A 26383-nucleotide genomic window follows, 5' to 3' on the forward strand; every position below is an offset into this window, starting at 1 on the left:
TCAGACCCTCTTTTCGTGTGACTCCCAAGGGTGTTCTCACGACTCGGACGGGTGCCGGATTGGCTTTCCCGCCGCAGGTAGGGGCAGGATGCGTCTCTGGGCGCGAGGGTCTGACGACGGACCCGGGTCCGGGGACTGTCCGAGGACCCTGGCAGCATCGGCTTCGCTGTGCCCACTATGCGGCTCCGCCGCGTGGCACGCCTCAACAGCAAGAAGAACACGGGAGTAACAACATGAACCGCAGTGAGCTGGTGGCCGCCCTGGCCGACCGCGCCGAGGTGACCCGCAAGGACGCCGATGCCGTGCTGGCCGCGTTCGCCGAGACCGTCGGCGAGATCGTCGCCAAGGGCGACGAGAAGGTCACCATCCCCGGCTTCCTGACTTTCGAGCGCACCCACCGTGCCGCTCGCACCGCGCGCAACCCGCAGACCGGCGACCCGATCCAGATCCCGGCCGGCTACAGCGTCAAGGTCTCCGCGGGCTCGAAGCTCAAGGAAGCCGCCAAGGGCAAGTAAGGGCGCCTGTTCGCCGTTGCGGCTCGGCGCCGTGGGCGACTGCGGGCCCGTTGTGGTTCCTCGCGCAGTTCCCCGCGCCCCTGACCGGCGTGCAGTGAACGCGCATGGGGCGGTCACCCTGAACGGGGTGACCGCCCCATCGGCGTTCGTACGACGGCCCCGGCTACCCGAGCGCCTTGCCCGGCAGCTCCACCTTCGCGCCGAGCTCCACGAGCTTCTCCATGCTGTGCTTGCCCGGGGGATGACCCCCGGACCCCCAGCCGCAGGCAGGCGTGCTCGGGGCCGCAGTCAGGGGTGCGCCGTCAGCCGAGCGCCTTGCCCGGCAGCTCCACCTTCGCGCCCAGCTCCACGAGCTTCTCCATGAAGTTCTCGTAGCCGCGGTTGATGAGTTCGATGCCGTGGACTCGGGAGGTGCCCTGGGCCGCGAGGGCTGCGATGAGGTAGGAGAAGCCGCCGCGGAGGTCGGGGATGACCAGGTCGGCGCCCTGGAGCTTCGTGGGGCCGGACACGACCGCGGAGTGCAGGAAGTTGCGCTGGCCGAAGCGGCAGTCGGAGCCGCCGAGGCACTCGCGGTAGAGCTGGATGTGGGCGCCCATCTGGTTGAGCGCGGAGGTGAAGCCGAGGCGGGACTCGTAGACCGTCTCGTGGACGATCGACAGGCCCGTCGCCTGGGTGAGGGCCACCACCAGCGGCTGCTGCCAGTCCGTCTGGAAGCCGGGGTGCACGTCCGTCTCCAGGGCGATGGACGTCAACTGGCCACCGGGGTGCCAGAAACGGATGCCCTCGTCGTCGATCCGGAAGGCGCCGCCCACCTTGCGGTAGGTGTTCAGGAACGTCATCATCGAGCGCTGCTGGGCGCCACGGACGTAGATGTTGCCCTCGGTCGCCAGCGCCGCGGACGCCCAGGAGGCCGCCTCCAGCCGGTCCGGCAGCGCGCGGTGGTTGTAGCCGCCGAGCTTGTCCACACCGGTGATGCGGATCGTGCGGTCGGTGTCCATCGCGATGATGGCGCCCATTTTCTGCAGGACGCAGATCAGGTCCTCGATCTCGGGCTCCACGGCCGCGTTCGAGAGCTCGGTGACGCCCTCCGCGAGGACGGCCGTCAGCAGCACCTGCTCGGTCGCGCCCACCGACGGGTACGGCAGCCGGATCTTCGTGCCGCGCAGCCGCTGCGGAGCCTCCAGGAACTGGCCGTCCGCCCGCTTCTCGATGGTCGCCCCGAACTGCCGCAGCACCTCGAAGTGGAAGTCGATGGGCCGGCCGCCGATGTCGCAGCCGCCGAGACCGGGGATGAACGCGTGCCCGAGGCGGTGCAGGAGCGGGCCGCAGAAGAGGATCGGGATGCGCGAGGAGCCCGCGTGGGCATCGATGTCAGCGACGTTCGCGCTCTCCACGTGCGAGGGGTCCATCACCAGTTCGCCGGGCTCCTCGCCCGGACGGACCGTCACCCCGTGCAATTGCAGCAGCCCGCGTACGACTCGCACGTCACGGATGTCCGGAACGTTGCGCAGCCGGCTTGGCTCACTGCCCAGCAGGGCGGCGACCATCGCCTTCGGCACGAGGTTCTTCGCGCCGCGGACACGGATCTCGCCCTCCAGCGGGGTTCCGCCGTGGACAAGCAGGACATCGTCGTTGACGGTCATGTATCTCGCGTTCCGATGAGTGGGGCAGGGGCCGAGGAAACAGGGTAATCGCCGTGGGCCCCCCTTCTGTAAGCCCGCGTACGGCCCGGATGCGTCATAGCTGTGTCACAACACGAACCGTTCGCCGCCGGGCACGAGCGGTCACCGGGGCCCGGCGCGCGCCGGGAGCGCTCGATTCCGTCGCTGAGCTGCGTTCACTCCCTTACCCGCATTGCCTCCCCACGCGAAGCGAAGATGCGGGATCATGTCTGGCATGACCGAGGTGTCCTCGCTCACAGGGCGGCTGCTCGTGGCCACGCCCGCCCTGGCGGACCCGAACTTCGACCGCGCGGTGGTGCTGCTCCTCGACCACGACGAGGAGGGCTCCCTCGGCGTCGTCCTCAACCGTCCGACCCCGGTGGACGTGGGCGACATCCTGGAGGGCTGGGGCGACCTGGCCGGTGAACCCGGCGTCGTCTTCCAGGGCGGCCCGGTCTCCCTCGACTCCGCCCTCGGCGTCGCCGTCATCCCCGGCGGGGCGAGCGGCGAGAGCGCGCCGCTGGGCTGGCGCCGGGTGCACGGCGCGATCGGGCTCGTGGACCTGGAGGCCCCGCCCGAGCTGCTCGCCTCGGCCCTCGGCTCGCTGCGGATCTTCGCCGGGTACGCCGGCTGGGGGCCCGGCCAGCTGGAGGACGAGCTGGTGGAGGGCGCCTGGTACGTCGTGGAGTCCGAGCCCGGTGACGTGTCGTCCCCGGCCCCGGAGCGGCTCTGGCGCGAGGTCCTGCGCAGGCAGCGCAACGAACTCGCGATGGTGGCCACGTATCCGGACGACCCTTCGCTCAACTGACGCATGTGAGCTTCAGTACTCTTGGTTGTTATGAGCACTCTTGAGCCTGAGACCCAGCCGCAGCCGCAGCGCGGGACTGGTACGGGGACCCTCGTAGAGCCGACGCCGCAGGTGTCCCACGGCGACGGTGACCACGAGCGCTTCGCCCACTACGTCCAGAAGGACAAGATCATGGCGAGCGCCCTCGACGGGACGCCCGTCGTGGCGCTGTGCGGCAAGGTCTGGGTGCCCGGCCGCGACCCGAAGAAGTACCCCGTGTGCCCCATGTGCAAGGAGATCTACGAGTCCATGGGCGCCGGCGGCGACGACAAGGGCAAGGGCAAGGGCGGCGACAAGAAGTAGACCGCCCGTCGTCCGGCCCTGCGGTCGTCCGACGTTCGAAGGCCCCCGGGGCGCGCTGAGGCGCGTCGCGGGGGCCTTCGCGTTGTCACGAAGTGGTTGAGACCTCTTGTGGACCTGTTCGGGTAGTCCATAACCTCCGGATGTTGTTGTGCAGAGCAAAACAGCCATTGCATATGTTGCAACACCCCGGAGGTTGCTCCATGAAGCTCCCCGCCCGTCTGGCCGTGCTCCTCGCCGTCATGGCCGCCACCGCCTGCGCTCCCCAGACGTCCGACAACTCCTCCTCCGACAAGGACGAGAAGACCGGCACGCTCCGGGTCTGGCTCTTCCAGGAGGTCGGCAACAAGCCGAAGGAGAAGGTCGTCGACTCCGTCCTCGCCGCCTTCGAGAAGGCCCACGAGGGCACCGACGTCACCGTCGAGTACATCCCCGTCGAGACCCGCGCCCAGCGCATCAAGGCCGCCTTCAATGACCCCGCCAGCGCGCCCGACGTCATCGAGTACGGCAACACTGACACCGCCGGCTATGTACGGGACGGCGGACTCCTCGACGTCACCGGGGAGTTCGGCGCCTGGGCGGAGGCCGAGGACACCGACCCCACGGCGAAACAGTCGGTCACCGTGGACGGCAAGGTGTACGGCGCGCCCTTCTTCGTCGGCGTACGGGCGCTGTACTACCGCACGGACCTCTTCGACGAGCTCGGGCTCGACGTACCGCGGACCCAGGCCGAACTGGTCTCCACCGCGAAGGAGATCCGGGCCGCCGAGCCCGGGATGTACGGGCTCGCGGTCGGCGGCGCCTACACCTACGGCGCGATGCCGTTCGTCTGGGCCCACGGCGGCGAACTCGCCACGGGCAAGGGCGGCTCGTACGCCTCCGCCATCGACAGCCCGGCCGCGCGGAAGGGCATCAAGGCGTACACCTCCCTCTTCGGCGACGACAACTGCCCCGCCTCGACCTGCGCCGGCATGGGCGGCAACGACACGGTGACCGCGTTCGCCTCCGGCAAGGCGGGGATGGCGATCGGCGGGGACTTCAGCCATGCGGCCGTGGAGGCGGGGAAGGTCAAGGGCAAGTACGCGGTCGTGCCGCTGCCGGGAGTGGAGGCGGGCTCCATCGCTCCCGCCTTCGCGGGCGGCAACAACATCGGCGTACTGAAGAGCACCGCGCACCGCACCCTCGCGGTCGACCTGATGAAGCGGCTCGCGTCCAAGCGGACGCAGGCGGCCATGTTCGACGCGATGGGCTTCCTGCCGACCTTCTCCGACGTACGGCAGCGGGCGGCGGCGAAGGAGCCGTTCGTGAAGCCGTTCGTCGAGACCCTGGGCGCCGGCGCGAAGTTCGTCCCGGCGTCGCCGGCCTGGTCGCAGATCGACTCCTCGCTCGTCCTGCCGACGATGTTCCAGGAGATCGTGAGCGGCAAGAAGTCGGTGGCCGAGGCCTCGGCGGACGCGGCGCGGAAGATGAACGACGCGTTCGGTTCCGTCGGGTGACCTCCATGACCCACCGCGCCACCTGGACCCCCTGGCTCTACCTCGCCCCCGCGCTCGTCGTCCTCGGCGGCCTGCTCGCCTACCCCATCTACCAGCTCGGGCTCATCTCCCTCTTCCACTACACCCAGGCCCAGGTCAGCGGGGGAGAGCCGACCACCTTCGAAGGATTCGGGAACTACGCCGAGCTGTTCGGGGACTCCCGGTTCTGGGAGGTGCTGCTGGCGACCGTGGTGTTCGCGGCGGCGTGCGTCGTGTCGACGCTGGCCGTCGGGTGCGCGCTGGCGGTCCTGCTCACCCGGGTGCGTGCCGTGCCCCGGCTCGCCCTGATGCTCGCGGCGCTGGGGGCCTGGGCCACCCCCGCCGTCACCGGCTCCACGGTCTGGCTGTTCCTCTTCGACGCCGAATCCGGCCCGGTAAACCGCCTGTTGGGCCTCGGCGACCACTCATGGACGTACGGGCGGTACAGCGCCTTCTTCCTGGTCCTGCTCGAAGTGGTCTGGTGCTCCTTCCCGTTCGTGATGGTCACGGTCTACGCCGGCATCCGCGCCGTACCGGCCGAAGTGCTGGAGGCCGCCGCCCTGGACGGCGCCTCGCAGTGGCGGATCTGGCGGTCCGTGCTCACGCCGATCCTGCGCCCGATCCTGGTCGTCGTCACCGTCCAGTCGGTCATCTGGGACTTCAAGGTCTTCACGCAGATCTACGTCATGACCAACGGCGGCGGCATCGCGGGCCAGAACCTGGTGCTCAACGTGTACGCGTACCAGCAGGCGTTCGCGTCCTCGCAGTACGGCCTCGGCTCGGCGATCGGGGTCGTGATGCTGCTGATCCTGCTCGCCGTGACCCTGGGGTACCTGCGGCTGCTGCGCCGGCAGGGGGAGGAGCTGTGAAACTTCCTCGGGGCCTTGTGGCCCGGCCGTGGCGGTTCGCCGCCGAAGCGACCGCCCTGCTGGTCGCGGCGGTCGTCGCCTTCCCGCTGTACTGGATGGTGCTCAGCGCCTTCAAACCGGCCGGTGAGATCGAGTCGACCGAGGCGCGGCCCTGGACGACGGCGCCCTCACTGGATTCCTTCCGGCGCGTGTTCGAACAGCAGGAATTCGGCCGCTACTTCCTCAACAGCCTTGTCGTGGCGGGGGCCGTGGTGATCGCCTCGGCACTGATCGCGTTTCTCGCGGCGACCGCCGTGACCCGATTCCGGTTCCGCTTCCGGACCACCTTGCTGATCATGTTTCTGGTGGCCCAGACGGTGCCCGTGGAGGCCCTCACCATCCCGTTGTTCTTCCTCATGCGGGACGCCGGTCAGCTGAACACGCTGGGCTCGCTGATCCTGCCGCACATCGCCTTCTCGCTGCCGTTCGCGATCTGGATGCTGCGGGGTTTCGTGAAAGCGGTCCCGGAGTCCCTGGAGGAGGCCGCGTACCTCGACGGGGCGAGCCGGGCGCGCTTTCTGTGGCAGATCCTTTTCCCGCTCGTACTGCCGGGGCTGGTGGCCACGAGCGTGTTTTCCTTCATCTCGGCCTGGAACGACTTCCTGTTCGCCAAGTCGTTCATCATCAGCGACACCTCGCAGTCGACGCTGCCGATGGCCCTGCTGGTCTTCTACAAGCCGGACGAGCCGGACTGGGGCGGCGTGATGGCCGCGTCGACGGTGATGACGATTCCGGTGCTGGTGTTCTTCGTACTCGTACAGCGACGGCTGGTCTCGGGGCTGGGCGGAGCGGTAAAGGACTGACGTGACTGAACTGATTCCGGTGCCGGGTCAGGTGACGACCTGTGGTGCGCACTTCTACGAGTTGGGCCCCGCGACGAGGATGTCCGCGGGAGAGGGCACGGAACGGACGGAACGCTGGCTGCGCGCCACGCTGGGCGCGGCCTGCGGCCTGCCGCTGGCACCCGGGAGGGCGGACGAGGACGACGTCATCCGCCTGTCCATCCACCCGATGGTCACCAAGGACCTCGGGGAGGAGGGCTACCGCGTCGACGTCCTGCCCCAGGGGGTGCACGTGGTGGGCGGCGGCCCCGCGGGTCTCTTCTGGGGCGCCCAGACGCTACGGCAGTTGCTCGGCCCGGACGCCTTCCGGCGCGCCCCGCTGCCCGGACGGCGATGGAAGGTGCCCCTGCTCCACGTCCAGGACTCACCCCGCTTCGGCTGGCGCGGCCTCATGCTCGACGTGGCCCGGCACTTCATGCCCAAGGACGGGGTCCTGCGCTACCTCGACCTGATGGCCGCGCACAAACTCAACGTCCTCCACTTCCACTTGACCGACGACCAGGGCTGGCGCGTCGAGATCAGGAAGTACCCCCGGCTCACCGAGGTCGGCTCCTGGCGGGCCCGTACGAAATTCGGCCACCGCGCCTCCCCGCTGTGGGAGGAGAAGCCGCACGGGGGCTACTACACCCAGGACGACATCCGCGAGATCGTCGCCTACGCCGCCGAGCGGCATATCACCGTCGTCCCCGAAATCGACGTGCCCGGCCACTCGCAGGCCGCCATCGCCGCGTATCCGGAACTCGGCAACACCGACGTCATCGACACCGCCTCCCTGACGGTCTGGGACACCTGGGGAATCACCGCCAACGTACTCGCCCCCACTGACAACACCCTGCGCTTCTACGAGGGGGTGTTCGAGGAACTCCTGGAGCTGTTCCCCTCGGAGTTCATCCATGTCGGCGGCGACGAATGCCTGAAGGACCAGTGGCGGCGGTCACCGGCCGCCCAGGCCCGTATCGCGGAACTCGGACTCGCCGGCGAGGACGGCCTCCAGGCGTGGTTCATCGGGCACTTCGACACCTGGCTCTCCGCGCGCGGGCGCAGGCTCATCGGCTGGGACGAGATCCTGGAGGGCGGCCTCGCCAAGGGCGCCGCCGTCTCGTCGTGGCGCGGCTACGAGGGCGGAATCGCCGCCGCGCGCGCGGGACACGACGTCGTCATGTGCCCGGAGCAGTACGTGTACTTGGACCACCGCCAGGACGCGGGCGAGGACGAGCCGGTGCCCATCGGCTACGTCCGCACCCTGGAGGACGTCTACCGGTTCGAGCCCGTTCCGGACGCCCTGACCGAGCGGGAGGCCCGGCATGTGCTCGGGACGCAGGCCAATGTGTGGACCGAGGTGATGGAGGATTCCGCGCGCGTGGACTACCAGGCGTTTCCCCGGCTCGCGGCCTTCGCCGAGGTGGCGTGGAGCCGCCTGCCCGCCCCGGACGAGCGGGACTTCGCCGACTTCGAGCGGCGGATGACGGCCCATTACGCCCGCCTCGACGCCCTGGGTGTCGCCTACCGCCCGCCCACCGGGCCGCGTCCGTGGCAGCGGCGTCCCGGAGTGCTCGGCCGCCCGCTCGACGGGCCGCCCCCCGACAAGTAGGGGAGAAACCGCGGCAGGGTCACCGAAGAGAGGCAATTCGCACGCACCGGAAATACCGGAAGAAAACGGACCATCTCCCCGGTGAAGTGGGCGAATGCCTCCTAGCGGACCCCCGCGTTCGGGCCCCGCGAAGATGTGCCAGAGTTGCCACGTCCGCCCTGTCAGCACGTACCGTACGGCAGCAACAGGTGGGACCAGGTGGGGCAGCGGGAAGGGGCAGCCGGTTTGACCACGCACGCACCGCAGGCGGGGCAGGCCGTCACGCTGCCCACGACACTGGACGAGGCCGTGGCGGCGCTCGCCGCCGTGCCGGCCGCCGTTCCCGTGGCCGGCGGCACCGATCTGATGACCTCGGTCAACTCCGGGCAGCTCAGACCCGCCGCGCTGGTCGGTCTCGGCAAGATCAGCGAGATCCGCGGCTGGCAGTACCAGGACGGCCACGCCCTGCTCGGCGCCGGGCTCACCCACGCCCGCATGGGCCGCCCCGACTTCGCCGCCCTCATCCCGGCGCTCGCCGCGTCCGCGCGCGCCGCGGGCCCGCCGCAGATCCGCAACGCCGGCACCCTGGGCGGCAACATCGCCACCGCCGCCCCCACCGGCGACGCGCTGCCGGTGCTGGCCGCCCTGGAGGCGACGCTGATCATCGCCGGTCCGGGCGGGGCCCGCCGGGAGATCCCGGTGTCGCATCTGCTGGCCGGCATGGAGATGCTGCGGGCCGGCGAACTCATCGGCTACGTGCGCGTGCCGCTGCTGCACGCCCCCCAGGTCTTCCTCAAGGCGACCGGCCGCACCGGACCCGGGCGCGCCCTCGCCTCCGTGGCCCTGGTCCTCGACCCCGCCCGGCGGGGTGTGCGGTGCGCCGTGGGCGCCATAGCGCCGATGCCGCTGCGGCCCCTGGAGGCCGAGCAGTGGGTCGCGCAGCTGATCGACTGGGACAACGACCGCGCGATCCTGCCGGAGGCGCTGGCCGCCTTCGGCGAGTACGTCGCCGCGGCCTGCATCCCCGAGCCGGGACCGGCCGAGGACGGCTCCGTGGAGCCGCTGCCGCCCGCCGTACTGCACTTGCGGCGCACCGTCGCCGCGCTGGCCCGACGAGCACTGGGGAGGGCGCTGTCGTGACCGACGACCGGCACGGAGAGGGCGCCCGGCAGGGCGCGGGCCGCTGGGACCCGCTGCCGCAGGGCGACTACGACGACGGGGCCACCGCCTTCGTGGAGCTGCCCGAGGGCGGCGTCGACGCCCTGCCGGCCTCCGCCGACAGCCCGCTGGCCGCCCCCGGCCACGGCTATGTGCCGCCGCCCATCACGGTCACGCCCGCCACCACCGCGGGCACCGACCCCGCGGCCACCGGGAGCTGGACGATGCCCCCGGGCGGCGTCCAGTGGCCCGACGCGAACGCGGGCACCGAGGAGGCCGGGAACGACCGGTTCACGTACAACCCCGGTGCCACCGGGCAGTGGACCTTCGAGGACGCCCCGGCCGCCGGGAGCGCGCCCGGCCATGACGTCACCGGCCAGTGGTCGATCCCCGTCGCGGGCGGCGACCTTCCGGACGAATCAGGCGAGTTCACCACCTCCGCGCTGGTCGAGCAGTGGGGCGGCACCCCGCCGGCCACCCTCCCCGGCGGCGCGGCCGCGCCCTGGGCGACCGAGGCGATCGGCGAGCCGTGGGGGCCGCGCCCGCCCGAACCGGCCGAGCACACCGCCGAGCCGCACGCCCCGCACGCGCACGTGCCCGCCGACGCCGGGACGGCCGAACCCGAACAGCCCGCGCCCGACGCCCCCGAGGAGTCTCAGCGGGCCTCACAGGACGCTCCAGAGGCCCGTGAGGCCGACGGGGCCGACGAGGAGGCCCAGGAGCCCGGGGGAGCCGGGAACGCCGCCGAGAGCGCCGTAGAGCCGTCCGCGTCCTCCGAGTCCTCGCTGCCCGGTGAGGAACACCCCCTCGCCTCCTACGTGCTGCGGGTGAACGGCGCCGACCGGCCCGTCACCGACGCCTGGATCGGCGAGTCGCTGCTGTACGTGCTGCGCGAGCGGCTCGGGCTCGCGGGTGCCAAGGACGGCTGCTCGCAGGGCGAGTGCGGGGCCTGCAACGTCCAGGTCGACGGACGGCTCGTCGCCTCCTGCCTGGTGCCCGCCGTGACCGCCGCCGGCAGCGAGGTCCGCACCGTCGAAGGGCTCGCCGCCGACGGACAGCCCTCCGACGTGCAGCGCGCGCTCGCCCGGTGCGGCGCCGTGCAGTGCGGCTTCTGCGTGCCCGGCATGGCGATGACCGTGCACGACCTGCTGGAGGGCAACCCCGCCCCGACCGAGCTGGAGACCCGCCAGGCGCTCTGCGGCAACCTGTGCCGCTGCTCCGGCTACCGGGGCGTCGTCGACGCGGTCAAGGAGGTCGTCGCCGAACGCGAGGCGCACAGCGCCGGCGACGGCGACTCCGACGAGGCACGCATCCCGCACCAGGCGGGCCCCGGGGGCGGCGGGGTGCATCCGTCGGCCTTCGAGCCCCGCCAGGCACCGCATGACCAGGCGTACGGACAGGACGGAGGCCAGGCGTGAGCAACGAAGCCGCCACCGCGCCCACCCCCGCGGAGACAGCCCCCGCCCCCGAACCGATCCCGCACGGCCTCGGCGCCTCCCTGCCGTCCGCCGACGCCCGGGCCAAGACCGAGGGCACCTTCCCCTACGCGGCCGACCTGTGGGCCGAGGGCCTGCTGTGGGCGGCCGTGCTGCGCTCCCCGCACGCGCACGCGCGCATCCTGTCGATCGACACCACCCACGCGCGCGAGATGCCCGGCGTGCACGCCGTCGTCACCCACGAGGACGTCCCCGGCACCCCGGTGCACGGCCGCGGCAAGGCCGACCGCCCGGTCTTCGCCTCCGAGGTGGTCCGCCACCACGGCGAGCCCATCGCCGCCGTCGCCGCCGACCACCCCGACACCGCGCGCATGGCCGCGGCGGCCGTCATCGTCGAGTACGAAGTGCTCGACCCGGTCACCGACCCCGAGCACGCCTTCGAGGCCGAACCGCTGCACCCCGACGGCAACCTGATCCGGCACATCCCGCTGCGCCACGGCGACCCCGACGCGGCCGGCGAGATCGTCGTCGAGGGCCTCTACCGCATCGGCCGCCAGGACCCGGCGCCCATCGGCGCCGAGGCGGGCCTCGCGGTGCCCCGTCCGGACGGCGGGGTGGAGCTGTACCTGGCCTCCACCGACCCGCACACCGACCGCGACACCGCCGCCGCCTGCTACGGACTGGCGCCGGAGCAGGTCAAGGTCGTGGTCACCGGCGTCCCCGGCGCCACCGCCGACCGCGAGGACCAGGGCTTCCAGCTCCCGCTCGGCCTGCTGGCGCTGCGCACCGGCTGCCCGGTGAAGCTGACCGCCACCCGCGAGGAGTCCTTCCTCGGCCACGTCCACCGGCATCCCACGCTGCTCAGATACCGCCATCACGCGGACGCCGAGGGCACGCTGGTGAAGGTCGAGGCGCAGATCCTGCTGGACGCGGGCGCGTACGCGGACACCTCCTCGGAGGCGCTCGCGGCCGCGGTGGCCTTCGCCTGCGGGCCCTACGTCGTCCCCAACGCCTTCATCGAGGGCTGGGCGGTACGCACCAACAACCCGCCCTCCGGCCACGTCCGCGGCGAGGGCGCCATGCAGGTGGCCGCCGCCTACGAGGCGCAGATGGACAAGCTGGCCAAGAAGCTCGGCGTCGACCCGGCGGAGCTGCGCCTGCGCAACGCCCTCGCCACCGGTGACGTCCTGCCCACCGGACAGACGGTGACCTGCCCCGCGCCGGTCGCCGAACTCCTCCAGGCGGTACGCGACTTCCCGCTTCCCCCGCTGCCCAAGGACACCCCCGAGGACGAGTGGCTGCTGCCCGGCGGACCCGAGGGCGCCGGTGAACCGGGCGCGGTGCGCCGGGGCGTGGGCTACGGGCTCGGCATGGTGCACATGCTGGGCGCGGAGGGCGCCGACGAGGTCTCCACGGCCACGGTCAAGGTCCACGACGGGGTCGCCACGGTGCTGTGCGCGGCGGTCGAGACCGGGCAGGGCTTCACCACGCTGGCCCGGCAGATCGTCCAGGACACCCTCGGCATCGACGAGGTCCATGTGGCCCCGGTCGACACCGATCAGCCCCCGGCCGGCGCGGGCTGCCGCGGACGCCACACCTGGGTGTCGGGCGGCGCGGTGGAGCGCGCGGCGAAGATGGTCCGCACCCAGCTGCTCCAGCCCCTGGCGCACAAGTTCGGCATGTCCACCGAGCTCCTCCAGATCACCGACGGCAAGATCACCTCGTACGACGGTGTCCTGTCGACCACCGTGGCCGAGGCGATGGACGGCAAGGAGCTGTGGGCGACCGCGCAGTGCCGTCCGCATCCCACCGAGCCGCTGGACGAGTCGGGACAGGGCGACGCCTTCGTGGGCATGGCGTTCTGCGCGATCCGCGCGGTCGTGGACGTCGACATCGAACTCGGGTCGGTGCGCGTGGTGGAGCTGGCGCTCGCCCAGGACGTCGGCCGGATCCTCAACCCGGCCCAGCTGGTGGCCCGGATCGAGGCGGGCGTCACGCAGGGCGTCGGAATCGCGCTCACCGAGAACCTGCGCACCGCCCGCGGCTCGATCCGGCACCCGGACCTGACGGGGTACGCCCTGCCGACGGCCCTGGACGCGCCGGACATCAAGATCGTGAAGCTGGTGGAGGAACGGGACGTGGTGGCGCCGTTCGGCGCGAAGGCGGTCAGCGCGGTGCCGGTGGTCGCGTCGCCCGCGGCCATCGCCTCGGCGGTGCGCGCCGCGACGGGCCGCCCCGTGAACCGGCTGCCGATCCGCCCCCAGGCGGCGGTGGTGACGGGCGGCGCGTGAGCCGTCGGGCGGGCGTTGTCAGTGGTGCCGCGTAGTGTTCCGAGGTGTTGGGACACGTACGGGGGGACACCATGAACGCGACGATCACCAGGCCGGATCCGCTGCTGCTGGGCGGGCGTCTGATCAGCACCCTGGCGCTGGTCGCGGGCCCGGAACCGGCCGGGCGGGCGGCTGCCGGACTCGCGGTCTCGGTCCCGCCGCGGCTGCTCGCCGAGGAGTTCGGCCGGGCCGGGGTGATGCGCTTCGAGGACGTCGACTTCCCGGCGGCGCTCACCCATGAACCGACCCGCCGCTTCCTGCGCGAGACGGGCCTGCCGGAGGAACACGTCCTGTTCCGCCTGGACCCGGACCTGGTGCTGCCCACCCTGACGGAGGCCTACGCGCACGAGCCCGCCCCGGACCTCCCCGCGGAGGCGAACCGCCTGATACTCCTCGGCCACCTCGACCACCCCCACCGCCTCCTCCTGGACGGCGACTCCGGCACCCTCCTGCTCTGGACCCCCGCCGAGATCCCCCACCCCCTCGACGCGGACATCTCCACCCTCGCCTTCACCCTCTGGCTGCTGCACGGGGCACGAACCGGGGGTCGTACGACCAAGGTCTGAGGGGCGGGGGGACTTCCGGCAGGGGGCAGGGGCGGGCCGGGGCAGCACACTGGCGGGCATGGCCGCCCTCGATCCGCGTGACACCGATGTCCTGAAGACATCCGACGATGCCGAAGCAGTCGACACCGTGCTGAGCCGGTCCTACCGGTCGCTCAGCATCGGGATCGTGTCCGTGGTGCTGCTGATCGCGTTCGAGGCGACGGCCGTGGGGACGGCCATGCCGGTCGCGGCCCGGGAGCTGGACGGCGTGGCGTTGTACGCGTTCGCCTTCTCCGGGTTCTTCACCACCTCCCTGTTCGGGATGGTGCTGGCCGGGCAGTGGGCGGACCGGCGGGGGCCGCTGGGGCCGGTGACCGCCGGGATCGGGGTGCTCGCCGCCGGGTTGCTGCTGGCCGGGACGGCCACCGCGATGTGGGCGTTCGTGCTCGGGCGGGCCGTGCAGGGGCTCGGTGGCGGGCTGGTCATCGTCGGGCTGTACGTGGTGATCGGCCGGGCCTATCCCGACCGGTTGCGGCCCGCCATCGTGGCCGCCTTCGCGGCGAGCTGGGTCGTGCCGTCGATCGTCGGGCCGCTGGCCTCCGGCGTGGTGACCGAGCGGCTCGGGTGGCGGTGGGTGTTCCTCGGCATCCCGGTGCTCGTCGTGTTCCCGCTCGCCCTCGCCCTGCCGCAGATAAGGCGCCGGGCCTCGGGGCCGGTGCCCGGCATGGACCCCTCCTTCGACCGCCGCCGCATCCGGCTCGCCCTCCAGATCGCCCTCGGCGCGGGCCTCCTCCAGTACGCCGCCCAGGACCTGCGCCCGCTCTCCGCGCTGCCCGGCCTGGTGGGCGCCGCCCTGCTCGTCCCGGCCGTCCTGGGCCTCCTCCCGCGCGGCACCTACCGCGCCGCCCGGGGTCTGCCGGCCGTGGTGCTGTTGCGCGGGGTCGCCTCGGGCTCCTTCATCGCCGCCGAGTCGTTCGTACCGCTGATGCTGGTCACCCAGCGGGGGCTCTCCCCGACCCTGGCCGGGTTCTCCCTCGCGGCCGGCGGCGGGACCTGGGCGGCGGGCTCCTGGGTGCAGTCCCGGTCGCGCCTGGAGCCGTACCGGGAGCGGCTGACCACGTTCGGGATGGTGCTGGTGGCGCTTGCCATCGCCGCCGCGCCGAGCGTGCTGATCGACGCCGTGCCCGTGTGGACCCTGGCCGTCGTCTGGGCCTTCGGCTGCTTCGGGATGGGCCTGGTGATCTCCTCCGCCAGCGTGCTGCTGCTGAAGCTCTCCGCGCCCGAGGAGGCCGGCACCAACTCCGCCTCCCTGCAGATCTCCGACGCCCTGTCCAACGTCGTCCTGCTCTGCGTGGGCGGCGCCGCCTTCGCCGCCCTCGGTGGCGGCACGGCGGGCCACACGGTCGCCGCGGCCTCCGGTTCGCCCCCGGCGGCCTTCGCCGCGGTGTTCCTTCCGATGGCGGCGGTGGCGCTGGCGGGAGTGTGGGTGACGACACGGCTGGGCGGCGGGGTGAGCCGTAAATCCGTCGTGGCCCAGTGATCGGGAGCGGTAGCTTCCCGTCATGCACCAGTTGATCCTTCGCCTCCCGTCCACCCTCCGTCACGAGCTCGACGACCTCGCCGACGCCACCGGCCGCCGCCCGGAGGACATTGCGCTGGACGCCGTGGCGCAGCGGGTGGCGCAGGAGGCCGCGCCGGTGCGGGGCGCCGCCGAGTCGCTGGCGCGGGCCCACGCGGATCTGCTGCGCAGGCTCGGCGAATGACCAGACACCTCACCGTCGCGGAGGTCGAGGCCATCGCCCGGATCGCCTTCGGCGGGCGGGCCCCAGAGGCGCGGGACGCCGGGCTGTTCGCCTCCGCCGTGCGCCGGCCGCGCGCCCGGATGTTCGGCACGGAGGCCTACGTCGACCTGTTCGAGCAGGCCGCCGCGCTCCTGCACGCCCTCGCCACGAACCACCCCCTCGTCGACGGCAACAAGCGCACCGCCTGGCTCGCCGCCGCGACCTTCCTCGCCGTCAACGGGGTCGATCTCTCCGCCTGCGACCAGGACACCGCGTACGACCTGGTCATCGATGTCGCGTCCGGAGGCGAGAGTGACATCGCGGTGATCGCGGGGCGGTTGCGGCAGTTGTGATGTGGGTCCCACCCGCCGGTCGCCGGGCGTCGTCGGCACGTTGACCCGACCCGCGCGCCGGTAGGGTGGCCCGGTTGTCATACGTAGCCCGACCCCCACGGAGACCGTGACTACCACCGCCGCTTCCTCCTCGCACCACCTTTCCCCCGCCTTCCCCGGCCGGGCCCCCTGGGGTACCGCCAGCAAGCTGCGTGCCTGGCAGCAGGGGGCGATGGAGAAGTACATCCAGGAGCAGCCGCGTGACTTCCTCGCGGTCGCCACGCCCGGCGCGGGCAAGACCACCTTCGCGCTGACGCTGGCCTCCTGGCTGCTGCACCACCATGTCGTGCAGCAGGTGACCGTGGTCGCGCCGACCGAGCACCTGAAGAAGCAGTGGGCGGACGCGGCCGCGCGGATAGGGATCAAGCTCGACCCCGAGTACAGCGCGGGCCCCCTCGGCAAGGACTACCAGGGCGTCGCGGTGACCTACGCCGGTGTCGGCGTACGCCCGATGCTGCACCGCAACCGCGTCGAGCAGCGCAAGACCCTCGTCATCCTCGACGAGATCCACCACGCCGGTGACTCCAAGTCCTGGGGCGAGGCCTGCCTGGAGGCGTTCGAGCCCGCCACCCGCCGGCTCGCGCTCACCGGTACGCCCTTCCGGTCCGACACCAACCCGATCCCCTTCGTCACGTACGAGGAGGACAACGCGGGCATCCGGCGCTCGGCCGCCGACTACACCTACGGCTACGGCTCGGCCCTGACGGACGGGGTCGTGCGGCCCGTCATCTTCCTCTCCTACAGCGGCAACATGCGCTGGCGGACGAAGGCCGGCGACGAGATCGCGGCCCGGCTCGGGGAGCCGATGACCAAGGACGCCGTCTCGCAGGCCTGGCGCACGGCGCTCGATCCGCGCGGCGAGTGGATGCCGAGCGTGCTGCGCGCCGCCGACCAGCGCCTCACCGAGGTCCGCAAGGCCATCCCGGACGCGGGCGCCCTCGTCATCGCCTCCGACCAGGACTCCGCCCGCGCCTACGCCAAGCTCATCCGCGAGATCACGGGCACGAAGGCGACCCTCGTGCTGTCCGACGACGTCGGCGCGTCGAAGCGGATCGACACCTTCAGCGCCGGCGACGACCGCTGGATGGTCGCCGTCCGCATGGTGTCCGAGGGCGTCGACGTGCCCCGGCTCGCCGTCGGCGTGTACGCCACGACCATCTCCACGCCCCTGTTCTTCGCGCAGGCGGTCGGCCGTTTCGTACGGTCCCGGCGGCGCGGCGAAACCGCCTCGGTCTTCCTGCCGACCGTGCCCGACCTGCTCACCTTCGCCAACGAGATGGAGGTCGAGCGCGACCACGCCCTCGACAAGCCGAAGAAGGAGGGCGAGGAGGACCCCTACGCCGAGTCCGAGAAGGAGATGGAGGAGGCGAACAAGGAGCAGGACGAGGACACCGGCGAACAGGAGCAGTTCGCCTTCGAGGCCCTGGAGTCCGAGGCCGTCTTCGACCGGGTCCTCTACGACGGCGCCGAGTTCGGCATGCAGGCGCACCCGGGCAGCGAGGAGGAGCAGGACTACCTCGGCATCCCCGGCCTGCTGGAGCCGGACCAGGTCCAGCTGCTGCTCCAGAAGCGGCAGGCCCGGCAGATCGCGCACAGCCGCAAGAAGCCGGACGCCGAGGCCGACCTCCTCGAACTGCCCGCCGAGCGGCGGCCCGTCGTCTCGCACAAGGAGATGATGGAGCTGCGCAAGAAGCTCAACACGATGGTCAGCGCGTACGTCCACCAGAGCGGCAAGCCGCACGGCGTGATCCACACCGAGCTGCGGCGGGTGTGCGGGGGGCCGCCGAGCGCGGAGGCGACGGCGGGCCAGCTGCGGCAGCGCATCGAGAAGGTCCAGGAGTGGGCGACCCGGATGCGGTGAGACCGGACGTGATGCCCGGAGATTCGTGTGCTGTACGTAACTGGACAAACACAAGCAGGCCGTACCGGCCGGTGCCCGGATTCTGGACGGAGCCTTCCGCTCAGCGAACCGGCTTCGCTACTGTCCCGCTACGCACACGCCCCGTGGCAGCGCCGCCGCGGAGCGCAGCCGTGAAGCGACGCGGTCCGGACTGGCCGGACCGCCGGCCGATCGGCGGCCTCTGAAGCGCGTCACCGACGGGACTCGGTGACGCATCTGCCGCGAGGGGGCCGTCGACCTCACCACTAAGGAGTGGGCGTCGTGACCGCGGAGACCTCTCAGACGCTCGACCGGGGACTACGGGTCCTCAAGCTGCTGGCCGACACGGACCACGGGCTGACCGTCACCGAGCTATCCAACAAACTGGGCGTGAACCGGACCGTTGTGTACCGGCTGCTCGCCACGCTGGAGCAGCATGCGCTGATACGCCGGGACCTGGGCGGCCGGGCCCGGGTCGGTCTGGGGGTGCTGCGCCTGGGCCGCCAGGTGCATCCGCTGGTCCGGGAGGCCGCGCTGCCGGCGCTGCGCTCGCTGGCCGAGGACATCGGGGCGACGGCTCACCTGACCCTGGTGGACGGGGCCGAGGCGCTGGCCGTGGCGGTGGTCGAGCCGACCTGGACGGACTACCACGTGGCGTACCGGGCCGGCTTCCGGCATCCGCTGGAGCGCGGGGCCGCGGGCAAGGCGATCCTCGCGGCCCGGCGGCAGTCGCAGGAGGAACCCGGGTACACGCTGACCCACGGCGAGCTGGAGGCCGGCGCGAGCGGGGCCGCGGCGCCGCTGCTGGGGGTGACCGGCGTCGAGGGCAGCGTCGGCGTGGTCATGCTGGCGGACGCGGTACCGGAGCGGGTCGGCCCGCGGGTGGTGGACGCGGCCCGGGAGGTGGCGGAGGCGCTGCGCTGACGCCGCCTGTCGGCCCGAGCCGTACGGCGTCACGTTAGATTGACCCCGTGCTCTCTCGCCTCTCTCGTCTCTCTCGCCCCCGGGCCCTCGCCGTGTGCGCGCTGCCCGTCGTCGGGCTGCTGGCCTCGGCCGCCTTCGCGCCCTTGCCGTTCTCCCTCACACAGCCCGGGATGACGGCGAACGTGCTCGGGGAGAACAAGGGCGAGCCGGTCATCACGATCTCCGGGGCGGCCACCCGGGAGACCAGCGGGCAGCTGCGGATGACGACCATCGAGGCCACCGGCCCCGACACCAGCGTCTCCCTCACGGACATCCTCGACTCCTGGTTCCGCACCGACCGCGCCGTCATGCCCCGGGACGCGGTCTACCCCAGCGACAAGAGCACCAACGAGATCGAGAAGTACAACACCGAGCAGATGCGTAAGTCCCAGGACGCCGCCACCGAGGCCGCCCTGAACCACCTCGACCTCGACGCCAGGAAGATCAAGGTCGGCCTGGAACTCGCCGACGTCGGCGGACCCAGCGCCGGCCTCCTCTTCTCCCTCGGCATCGTCGACAAACTGGACGGCGACGGCAGCGGCGGCGATCTCACCGGCGGCCGCAGCATCGCCGGTACGGGCACCATCGACGCCGACGGCAAGGTCGGCGCCGTCGGCGGAGTCGCCCTGAAGACGCAGGCCGCCCGCCGGGACGGCGCGACCGTGTTCCTCGTGCCGAAGGCGGAGTGCTCGGACGCGAAGGCGGAACTCCCCGACGGCCTCCGCCTCATCCCGGTCACCACCCTCCAGGGCACCATCGACTCCCTGATCGCCCTGGAGAAGGGCAAGGGCAACGTGCCGAGCTGCTAGCGCTCAGCCCTCCTTGACGAACCCCTCCTGCACCATCCACTCCAGCGCGACCTCGTGCGGGTCCTCGCCCTCCACGTCCACCTTCGCGTTCAGCTCCCGCGCCACCGAGTTGTTCAGCTTCTTCGTGACGGGGGCCAGGATGTCCGCGATCTCCGGGTACTCCTCCAGCGTCTTCGTGTGGACCATCGGGGCGGCGTTGTAGTGGGGGAAGAACTTCTTGTCGTCCTCCATCACCACCAGGTCCATCGACTTGATGCGGCCGTCGGTGGTGAAGACCTCGCCGAAGGTGCAACTGCCCTTCGCCGCCTGCGTGTAGATGATCCCGGTGTCCATCTGCGTGACGTTCCTCGCCGGGATGTCCATGCCGTACTTCTTCGCCATGCCCGGCAGCCCGTCCATCCGGTTGGCGAACTGGTTCTCCACGCACAGCGTCACCGCGCCCGGGTCCTTCTTCGCCAGCTCCGCCACGTCCGACAGCGTCTTCGTGCCGTACTTCTCGAAGTTGGCCCGGTTCATCGCCAGGGCGTACGTGTTGTTCAGGGGCGACGGCTCCAGCCACGTCACCCCGTTCTCGCGGTCCGCGTCCCGCACCGCCTCCCACTGCTCCCGCGGATCGGGCAACGGCTCGGCGTTGCCGAGGTAGTTGATCCATCCGGTGCCCGTGTACTCGTAGTCCGCGTCCGCCGCGCCGCTCTTGACCGCCTCCCGCGAGCCGATGGAGCCCTGGATCCCGGTGCGGTCCAGGACGCTGGCGCCGGCCGCCTCGAAGGCGATGCCCATGATCGCGCCCAGGATCAGCTGCTCGCTGAACTCCTTGGAAGTGACCGTCAGATCGGCGCCCTTCAGCGGCTCGCCCCGGCCGATCGAGCCGGGCCGGACGTCGTCGACCATGGGGGAGCCGCTGGTCAGCCCGCAGGCCGACACCAGCGCCCCGGTCAGCAGCAGACACGCGGCCCGTCTCATGTCCCCACCTCCAGTCCACGCGGCCTGAGCAGCAGTTCGGCCAACGAGGCCAGCCAGTCCACCAGCAGGGCCAGGGCCACCGTGAGAATGGAGCCGAGCATCAGCACCGGCATGCGCTGGTTGGTGATGCCGGTGGTGATCAGCACCCCCAGACCACCGCCCCCGCCGAAGGTCGCCAGCGTCGCCGTCCCCACGTTCAGGACGAGGGCCGTGCGGACCCCGGCCAGGATCAGCGGGACCGCCAGCGGCAGCTCCACCCGGGTCAGCACGCCCAGGGGGGACATGCCGATGCCGCGCGCCGCCTCCAGCAGCGTCGGATCGTTCGCCTTCAGGCCCGCGATCGTGTTCGACAGCACGGGCAGGATGGCGTAGAGGGTGATGCCGATCAGGGCCGATGTCGTGCCGGTGCCCAGCCAGATCACCAGCAGGGCGAGCAGGCCGATCGCGGGGGTGGCCTGGCCCATGTTGGCGATGGTCATCGCCACCGGCGTCGCCTTGCGGAACGCCGTGCGGGTCAGCAGGATCCCCAGCGGGATCGCGATGATCAGCACGAAGAAGGTGGAGACCACGGTCAGTTCGATGTGCTGCCACAGCGCCTTGGACACCTGGCCGTCGGCGAGCGCGTTCTCGGAGATCGAGTCCAGGTCCGCCTGCCGGAACCAGAGCCAGGTCGCCAGCAGCACCGCCACCAGCAGCGCCGGCAGGAAGGTCAGCTTCTGCCAGGTCACCCGGTGTGCGGTGACCGCCGGCGGCGGGGGCGCGGCCGGCTCGGCCTCGGCCTCGCCCTCGTCACGGAAGGCGAGCCCCTTGACCTCGTGCTCGCCCTCGGGGCGCTGCTGCTCGGGAGAGGTGGTCACGCCTTCTTCTCCCCTCCGATGCCCTCCTGCTCGGCGTGCGTCTGGGGGGCCCGCGCCGACTCCAGGTCGTGCTGGTGCTCCATCGCCTCCAGCCGGTCCGCCTCCAGCAGTTCGTGCACGGAGTTCATCAGCGTCTCCATGTCCACGACGCCTTCGTACGCGCCGCGCCGCCCGGTGACCGCGACCCGGCCCGCGTTGTCGGTCAGGACCGCCTCCAGGGCGTCGCGCAGCGTGGCGTCCCGGGTGACCGTGTCGTGCACCAGCGTGCCCGCCCGGGCCAGGGAGCCCTTGGCCCGCATCAGATCACCGCGCCGCAGCCACTTGTAGGGCCGGCCGCGCTTGTCGAGCAGCAGGATCTCGTTGGTGCCGCTGGAGCGGAGCTTGTTGAAGATCTCCTGGAGCGGGTCGTCCACGGTCACTGTCGGATAGTCGGTGATCCCCACATCCCGTACGCGGGTCAGGTTCAGCCGCTTCAGCGCCGCCCCGGCGCCGACGAACCCGGAGACGAAGTCGTCGGCCGGGTTGGTGAGGATCGCCTCCGGGGTGTCGAACTGGGCGATGTGCGAGTGCTCGCGCAGCACGGCGATCCGGTCACCGAGCTTGATCGCCTCGTCGAAGTCATGGGTGACGAAGACGATCGTCTTGTGCAGCTCGTGCTGCAACCTGATCAGCTCGTCCTGGAGGTGGTCCCGGGTGATCGGGTCGACCGCGCCGAACGGCTCGTCCATCAGCAGGACCGGTGGATCGGCGGCGAGCGCCCGGGCCACGCCCACCCGCTGCTGCTGACCGCCCGAGAGCTGGCGCGGATAGCGGCCGTGGAACTCCCCGGGGTCGAGCCCGACCAGGTCGAGCAGCTCCTCCACCCGGTTCTTGATCCGCCCCTTGGGCCAGCCGACCATCTTCGGCACCAGCGCGATGTTCTGCGCGACCGTCATGTGCGGGAACAGACCGGCCGACTGGATCGCGTAGCCGACCTTCCGGCGCAGCTTCACCGGGTCGATGTCGGTGACGTCCTCGCCGCCGATCCGGATCCGGCCACCGGTCGGTTCGATCAGCCGGTTGATCATCTTGAGTGTCGTGGACTTCCCGCACCCCGACGGACCGACGAAGATGACGATCTCGCCCGCCTGGATCTCCATGTTGACGTTGTCGACGGCCGGGCTCGGATTGCCCGGATACCGCTTCGTCAGGTTCTCCAGCTCGATCGAGGCACCGGACGTACCGGATGTACTGGACTCAGGCACGGATCCCCCTGGGAATGGTCAGCCGTCCGATCAGGACGTACGCGGCGTCGAACAGCAGGGCCAGGACGATGATCCCGAGCGTGCCCGCGAGCACCTGGTTGAGCGCGTTCTTGCTGCCCAGCGAGGCGATGCCGCGGAAGATCTCGTTGCCGAGGCCGGGACCCGAGGCGTAGGCCGCGATCGCCGCGATGCCCATCAGCATCTGCGTCGAGACCCGGATGCCGGTCAGGATCGGCGGCCAGGCCAGCGGCAGCTCGATCCGGGCCAGCCGCATCAGCCGGGACATCCCGATGCCCCTGGCCGCGTCCACCAGGGTGGGATCGACCCCGCGCAGCCCGACGATCGCGTTGCGCACGATCGGCAGCAGCCCGTACAGCGTCAGCGCGATCACCGTGGGCGGGACACCCAGGCCCACGATCGGGATGAGCAGACCGATCATGGCGAGCGACGGAATGGTCAGGATGGTCGAGGTGGTCGTCGTGGCGAGGTTCCCGGCCCATTCGCTGCGATAGGTGACGGCCCCGATCAGCACGCCCAGCGCGGTCGCCACGACCATGCACTGGAACACGGCGCTCGCGTGCTGGTAGGCGTCGGTGAGCAGCTGCTGGTGGCGGGTGCCCAGGTACTCCCAGAAGTTCACACGCTCACCCCAGCCGCTCGACGGTCAGCTCCGCTCCCGGTGGTCCTCCGCCGCCTGCTCCACCAGCGGGATCACCCGCAGCGGCACAGGGTTCTCCATCACGATCGCGGTGGAGGCCCGGACGATCCCATCAAAACCGACAACCCGGTCGATGACCCGTTGCAGATCGGCGTTCGAGCGGGCCACGAGCCGGCACAGCATGTCCCCGCTACCGGTGGTCGTGTGCAGCTCCAGCACCTCCGGAACCGTCGCCAAGTGCGCCCGGACATCGGGCCCTTGGCCCTGGCGGATCTGCAGCGTGGCGAAGGCGGTGACCGGATAGCCGAGCGCCGCCGGGTCGACCTGGGGACCGAAACCACGGATGACTCCGTTCGACTGAAGCCGGTCGAGCCGCGCCTGCACGGTCCCGCGGGCCACGCCCAGCCGCCGGGACATCTCCAGCACCCCGATCCGCGGCTCCCGCGCGAGCAGCACGATGATGCGCCCGTCCAGCCGATCGATCCCCATGGGCCCCTCCCGGCACTGGTCATCCTGTACAGAAAGCCCGCCGAGACGGGCGTAGCACTGCGCACATTGCCCAGCGAATACGCAAACTATTGCGCACCTTGCGAGGTGGGGCCACGCTGCGGCTATGACGCAGACCACAGACCTCACTCCCGACACCGCCCGGCAGGCCGATCCCTTCCCGGTCAAGGGAATGGACGCGGTCGTCTTCGCCGTGGGCAACGCCAAGCAGGCGGCGCACTTCTACTCCACCGCCTTCGGCATGCAGCTGGTCGCCTACTCCGGACCGGAGAACGGCACCCGCGAGACCGCCTCGTACGTCCTGGAGAACGGCTCCGCCCGCTTCGTCCTCACCTCGGTGATCAAGCCCACCACCGACTGGGGCCGCTTCCTCGCCCAGCACGTGGCCGAGCACGGCGACGGCGTCATCGACCTGTCCATCGAGGTCCCGGACGCCCGCGCCGCCTACGCCTACGCCCTGGAGCACGGCGCCCGCTCCGTCACCGAGCCGTACGAGCTGAAGGACGAGCACGGCACGGTCGTCCTCGCCGCCATCGCCACTTACGGCGAGACCCGCCACACCCTCGTCGAGCGCACCGGCTACGACGGCCCGTACTTGCCCGGCTACGCCGCCGCCGCCCCGCTCGTCCAGCCGCCCGCGAAGCGCACCTTCCAGGCGATCGACCACTGCGTCGGCAACGTGGAACTCGGCCGCATGAATGAGTGGGTCGGCTTCTACAACAAGGTCATGGGCTTCACGAACATGAAGGAGTTCGTGGGCGACGACATCGCCACCGAGTACAGCGCGCTGATGTCGAAGGTGGTGGCCGACGGCACGCTCAAGGTCAAGTTCCCGATCAACGAGCCCGCCATCGCCAAGAAGAAGTCGCAGATCGACGAGTACCTGGAGTTCTACGGCGGCGCCGGCGTCCAGCACATCGCGCTGAACACCAACGACATCGTCGCCACCGTCCGCACCATGCGCGCGGCCGGGGTCCAGTTCCTCGACACCCCGGACTCCTACTACGACACCCTCGGCGAGTGGGTCGGCGACACCCGCGTCCCCGTCGAGACCCTGCGCGAGCTGAAGATCCTCGCCGACCGCGACGAGGACGGCTATCTGCTGCAGATCTTCACCAAGCCGGTCCAGGACCGTCCGACCGTCTTCTTCGAGATCATCGAACGCCACGGCTCGATGGGCTTCGGCAAGGGCAACTTCAAGGCCCTCTTCGAGGCGATCGAGCGCGAGCAGGCCAAGCGCGGCAACCTCTAGGGCGCCCCCGGCGCGGGCTCGCCCAGCTCGTCCAGGGCCCGGCGGGCCCGCGCCACGTGCAGCGTCGAGAAGTACGGGTTGATCCGCAGCGCCTCCTGAAGGCGGCGCCGCGCGGGACCGGACCGCTCCAGGTCCTTCTCGATCATCCCGCGGTGGTACGCGTACAGCGCACTGCGCACCCCGCCCCCCTTCGTCCTGTCGGTCGCGATCCGGGCGAACCGCAGCGCCTCCTCGTCCTGTCCGGCCCGGTGCAGCGCCCACCCCAGCGCGTCCGCCACCGCGATCCCGGGCTGCCGCTTCCACTCGGCCCGCAGCCGCCGTACCGCCGCCTGCGGATCCCCGTGGTCCGCCTCGAACCGGCCGAGCACCACCTGCTCGTCGGCCCCGCCCGCGCTCGCCCGGCGCACCTGGTCGCGCAGCACGTCGTACTGCACCCGGGCCGCCTGCCCGAGCCCCAGGGACTCGTACAACTCGCCCAGTTCCAGGGCGTACTCGGGCAGCGGCTGCTTGGCGAGGGCCACCCGGTAGGCGTTCAGCGCGTCGGTGATGCGGCCGAGGGCCGCCAGCGCCCGGCCCTGCCCGGCCTGCGCGGCCCGCTGGTCCGGGTCGAGCCGCACCGCCTCCTGGAAGTGGCGCAGCGCCCCCTCCCGGTCGCCGCGCTCCCAGGCCAGCTGCCCGCCCCGCTCCAGGTACGCGGCCCGCTCGGCCGGCGCCTCGGCGGCCGCCGCCGCGTCGGAGAGGGCGGCCGCGGCGTCCTCGCGCCAGCCGTGGTCCCGGTACACGGCCCCGGCGCGGGCCAGCACCGCGGGCCCGGAGCGCAGCTCCAGCAGCCGGTCCAGGGTCCGCTTCGCCGCCTTGTACTGGCCCGTCCCGGTATAGGCGTCGATCAGCAGCGGATAGGTCGTCCACCGCTTCCGGTCCAGCTTCAGCGCGGCCTCGCCCCACGTCCGCGCGGCGGGGAAGTCCCGGCGGGCGTTCGCCAGCGCGGCAAGACCGGCGAGCGCCTCGACATTGCCCTTCGCCCGCACCTTCAGGGAGGTCCGCAGCGCCCGCTCGGCCTTCGGGTAGTACGCCGCATCCGCGGTCCGCCGCCCCTGCTCCACATAGGCGGCCCCGAGCACCGCCCAGGACCGGGCGTCCTTCGGGTGCTCGCGCAGATGGCTCTCCCGCTCACCGATCAGCACCGCCAGGTCGGGCAGCGCGGCCGGGACGCCGGTGGTGACCGCGGCCAGCGCCTGCGCACCCGGCGTCGGCGCGGGCGGCGCACCCGTCCGCGGCGCCCACGGCAGCAGCGTCAGCACCCCGCCCAGCACGGCACACCCCACGACCGAACCGACCAGCACCCGTCGGCCGGCCCACCGGCGCCGCTCCTGCTGTTGCTTCTCCATGGCGCTCACTGTGCGTCAGTACGACGACCACATTCCCGTACCGAAAGCCCCCCACTGGCGGGGT

25 protein-coding genes are annotated in these 26383 nt (G+C 71.6%); 18 read left to right on the top strand and 7 right to left on the bottom strand.

The window, feature by feature from the left end:
- The first annotated feature begins 233 nt into the window (after nt 1-233).
- Nucleotides 234-515, top strand: coding sequence for an HU family DNA-binding protein (locus ACFYW5_RS05955; protein WP_007382399.1), 282 nt, complete (start codon nt 234-236; stop codon nt 513-515).
- 302 nt (nt 516-817) lie between these two features.
- Here the strand turns inward: ACFYW5_RS05955 and murA are convergent, their stop codons facing one another.
- Nucleotides 818-2158: a UDP-N-acetylglucosamine 1-carboxyvinyltransferase gene (gene murA / locus ACFYW5_RS05960; RefSeq protein WP_389415711.1), complete on the bottom strand. Its 1341-nt coding sequence runs from the start codon at nt 2156-2158 to the stop codon at nt 818-820.
- Between the two features lie 253 nt (nt 2159-2411).
- Between murA and ACFYW5_RS05965 the strand changes: the two genes are divergently transcribed.
- The 16 genes from ACFYW5_RS05965 (at nt 2412) to ACFYW5_RS06040 (ending at nt 19450) form a co-directional block, all read left to right on the top strand.
- Nucleotides 2412-2984, top strand: coding sequence for a YqgE/AlgH family protein (locus ACFYW5_RS05965; RefSeq protein ID WP_186287200.1), 573 nt, complete (start codon nt 2412-2414; stop codon nt 2982-2984).
- Between the two features lie 30 nt (nt 2985-3014).
- Nucleotides 3015-3326, top strand: a complete 312-nt coding sequence (locus tag ACFYW5_RS05970; RefSeq protein ID WP_389415712.1) for a DUF3039 domain-containing protein — start codon at nt 3015-3017, stop codon at nt 3324-3326.
- A gap of 200 nt (nt 3327-3526) precedes the next feature.
- On the top strand, nt 3527-4819 hold the full coding sequence (locus ACFYW5_RS05975; protein ID WP_389415713.1) for an extracellular solute-binding protein: 1293 nt from the start codon (nt 3527-3529) through the stop codon (nt 4817-4819).
- A gap of 5 nt (nt 4820-4824) precedes the next feature.
- A complete protein-coding gene (locus ACFYW5_RS05980) occupies nt 4825-5706 on the top strand; it encodes a carbohydrate ABC transporter permease (RefSeq protein WP_389415714.1) in 882 nt (293 codons plus the stop codon).
- The gene (locus ACFYW5_RS05985; RefSeq protein WP_389415715.1) at nt 5703-6548 is read left to right on the top strand and encodes a carbohydrate ABC transporter permease; all 846 of its coding nucleotides are present in this window, start codon (nt 5703-5705) and stop codon (nt 6546-6548) included. The genes ACFYW5_RS05980 and ACFYW5_RS05985 overlap by 4 nt, the downstream gene beginning before the upstream one ends.
- 1 nt (nt 6549) lies before the next feature.
- Nucleotides 6550-8178 (top strand): beta-N-acetylhexosaminidase, encoded by a 1629-nt coding sequence (locus ACFYW5_RS05990; RefSeq protein WP_389415716.1) that lies wholly within the window; start codon nt 6550-6552, stop codon nt 8176-8178.
- Between the two features lie 225 nt (nt 8179-8403).
- Complete coding sequence (locus tag ACFYW5_RS05995; RefSeq protein WP_389415717.1) at nt 8404-9297, top strand: FAD binding domain-containing protein; 894 nt, start codon at nt 8404-8406, stop codon at nt 9295-9297.
- Nucleotides 9294-10733 (top strand): 2Fe-2S iron-sulfur cluster-binding protein, encoded by a 1440-nt coding sequence (locus ACFYW5_RS06000; protein ID WP_389415718.1) that lies wholly within the window; start codon nt 9294-9296, stop codon nt 10731-10733. Before ACFYW5_RS05995 ends, ACFYW5_RS06000 begins: the two co-directional genes overlap by 4 nt.
- A complete protein-coding gene (locus ACFYW5_RS06005; protein WP_389415719.1) occupies nt 10730-13042 on the top strand; it encodes a xanthine dehydrogenase family protein molybdopterin-binding subunit in 2313 nt (770 codons plus the stop codon). Before ACFYW5_RS06000 ends, ACFYW5_RS06005 begins: the two co-directional genes overlap by 4 nt.
- A gap of 71 nt (nt 13043-13113) precedes the next feature.
- Nucleotides 13114-13647, top strand: a complete 534-nt coding sequence (locus ACFYW5_RS06010; protein ID WP_389415720.1) for an SUKH-4 family immunity protein — start codon at nt 13114-13116, stop codon at nt 13645-13647.
- A gap of 58 nt (nt 13648-13705) precedes the next feature.
- The gene (locus ACFYW5_RS06015) at nt 13706-15166 is read left to right on the top strand and encodes an MFS transporter (protein WP_389415721.1); all 1461 of its coding nucleotides are present in this window, start codon (nt 13706-13708) and stop codon (nt 15164-15166) included.
- 22 nt (nt 15167-15188) lie between these two features.
- Nucleotides 15189-15389 (top strand): hypothetical protein, encoded by a 201-nt coding sequence (locus tag ACFYW5_RS06020; protein ID WP_389415722.1) that lies wholly within the window; start codon nt 15189-15191, stop codon nt 15387-15389.
- Complete coding sequence (locus ACFYW5_RS06025) at nt 15386-15760, top strand: type II toxin-antitoxin system death-on-curing family toxin (protein ID WP_389415723.1); 375 nt, start codon at nt 15386-15388, stop codon at nt 15758-15760. Before ACFYW5_RS06020 ends, ACFYW5_RS06025 begins: the two co-directional genes overlap by 4 nt.
- 106 nt (nt 15761-15866) lie before the next feature.
- Nucleotides 15867-17660: a DEAD/DEAH box helicase gene (locus ACFYW5_RS06030; protein WP_389415724.1), complete on the top strand. Its 1794-nt coding sequence runs from the start codon at nt 15867-15869 to the stop codon at nt 17658-17660.
- A 300-nt stretch (nt 17661-17960) separates the two neighbouring features.
- Nucleotides 17961-18602 (top strand): IclR family transcriptional regulator, encoded by a 642-nt coding sequence (locus ACFYW5_RS06035; protein ID WP_389415725.1) that lies wholly within the window; start codon nt 17961-17963, stop codon nt 18600-18602.
- Between the two features lie 47 nt (nt 18603-18649).
- Nucleotides 18650-19450 carry a S16 family serine protease gene (locus ACFYW5_RS06040; protein ID WP_389415726.1) on the top strand — a complete coding sequence of 267 codons (801 nt, stop codon included), beginning with the start codon at nt 18650-18652 and terminating at the stop codon, nt 19448-19450.
- Nucleotides 19451-19453: 3 nt separating this feature from the next.
- Here ACFYW5_RS06040 and ACFYW5_RS06045 read toward each other — a convergent pair whose 3' ends face one another.
- The 5 genes from ACFYW5_RS06045 to ACFYW5_RS06065 are packed head-to-tail and all read right to left on the bottom strand — an operon-like array spanning nt 19454 to nt 23661.
- The gene (locus ACFYW5_RS06045) at nt 19454-20413 is read right to left on the bottom strand and encodes a glycine betaine ABC transporter substrate-binding protein (protein WP_389415728.1); all 960 of its coding nucleotides are present in this window, start codon (nt 20411-20413) and stop codon (nt 19454-19456) included.
- Nucleotides 20410-21270, bottom strand: a complete 861-nt coding sequence (locus tag ACFYW5_RS06050) for an ABC transporter permease (protein ID WP_389415729.1) — start codon at nt 21268-21270, stop codon at nt 20410-20412. The genes ACFYW5_RS06045 and ACFYW5_RS06050 overlap by 4 nt, the downstream gene beginning before the upstream one ends.
- Complete coding sequence (locus ACFYW5_RS06055) at nt 21267-22514, bottom strand: betaine/proline/choline family ABC transporter ATP-binding protein (protein ID WP_389415730.1); 1248 nt, start codon at nt 22512-22514, stop codon at nt 21267-21269. Before ACFYW5_RS06055 ends, ACFYW5_RS06050 begins: the two co-directional genes overlap by 4 nt.
- Complete coding sequence (locus ACFYW5_RS06060; protein ID WP_389415731.1) at nt 22507-23154, bottom strand: ABC transporter permease; 648 nt, start codon at nt 23152-23154, stop codon at nt 22507-22509. The genes ACFYW5_RS06055 and ACFYW5_RS06060 overlap by 8 nt, the downstream gene beginning before the upstream one ends.
- A gap of 24 nt (nt 23155-23178) precedes the next feature.
- Complete coding sequence (locus tag ACFYW5_RS06065; RefSeq protein ID WP_389415732.1) at nt 23179-23661, bottom strand: Lrp/AsnC family transcriptional regulator; 483 nt, start codon at nt 23659-23661, stop codon at nt 23179-23181.
- A gap of 124 nt (nt 23662-23785) precedes the next feature.
- Between ACFYW5_RS06065 and hppD the strand changes: the two genes are divergently transcribed.
- Complete coding sequence (gene hppD / locus ACFYW5_RS06070) at nt 23786-24931, top strand: 4-hydroxyphenylpyruvate dioxygenase (RefSeq protein WP_389415733.1); 1146 nt, start codon at nt 23786-23788, stop codon at nt 24929-24931.
- Here hppD and ACFYW5_RS06075 read toward each other — a convergent pair.
- Complete coding sequence (locus ACFYW5_RS06075; RefSeq protein ID WP_389415734.1) at nt 24928-26319, bottom strand: tetratricopeptide repeat protein; 1392 nt, start codon at nt 26317-26319, stop codon at nt 24928-24930. The genes hppD and ACFYW5_RS06075 overlap by 4 nt on opposite strands.
- Nucleotides 26320-26383 lie beyond the last annotated feature (64 nt).

Source organism: Streptomyces sp. NPDC002779 (genome assembly GCF_042888685.1).
Lineage (GTDB): Bacteria > Actinomycetota > Actinomycetes > Streptomycetales > Streptomycetaceae > Streptomyces.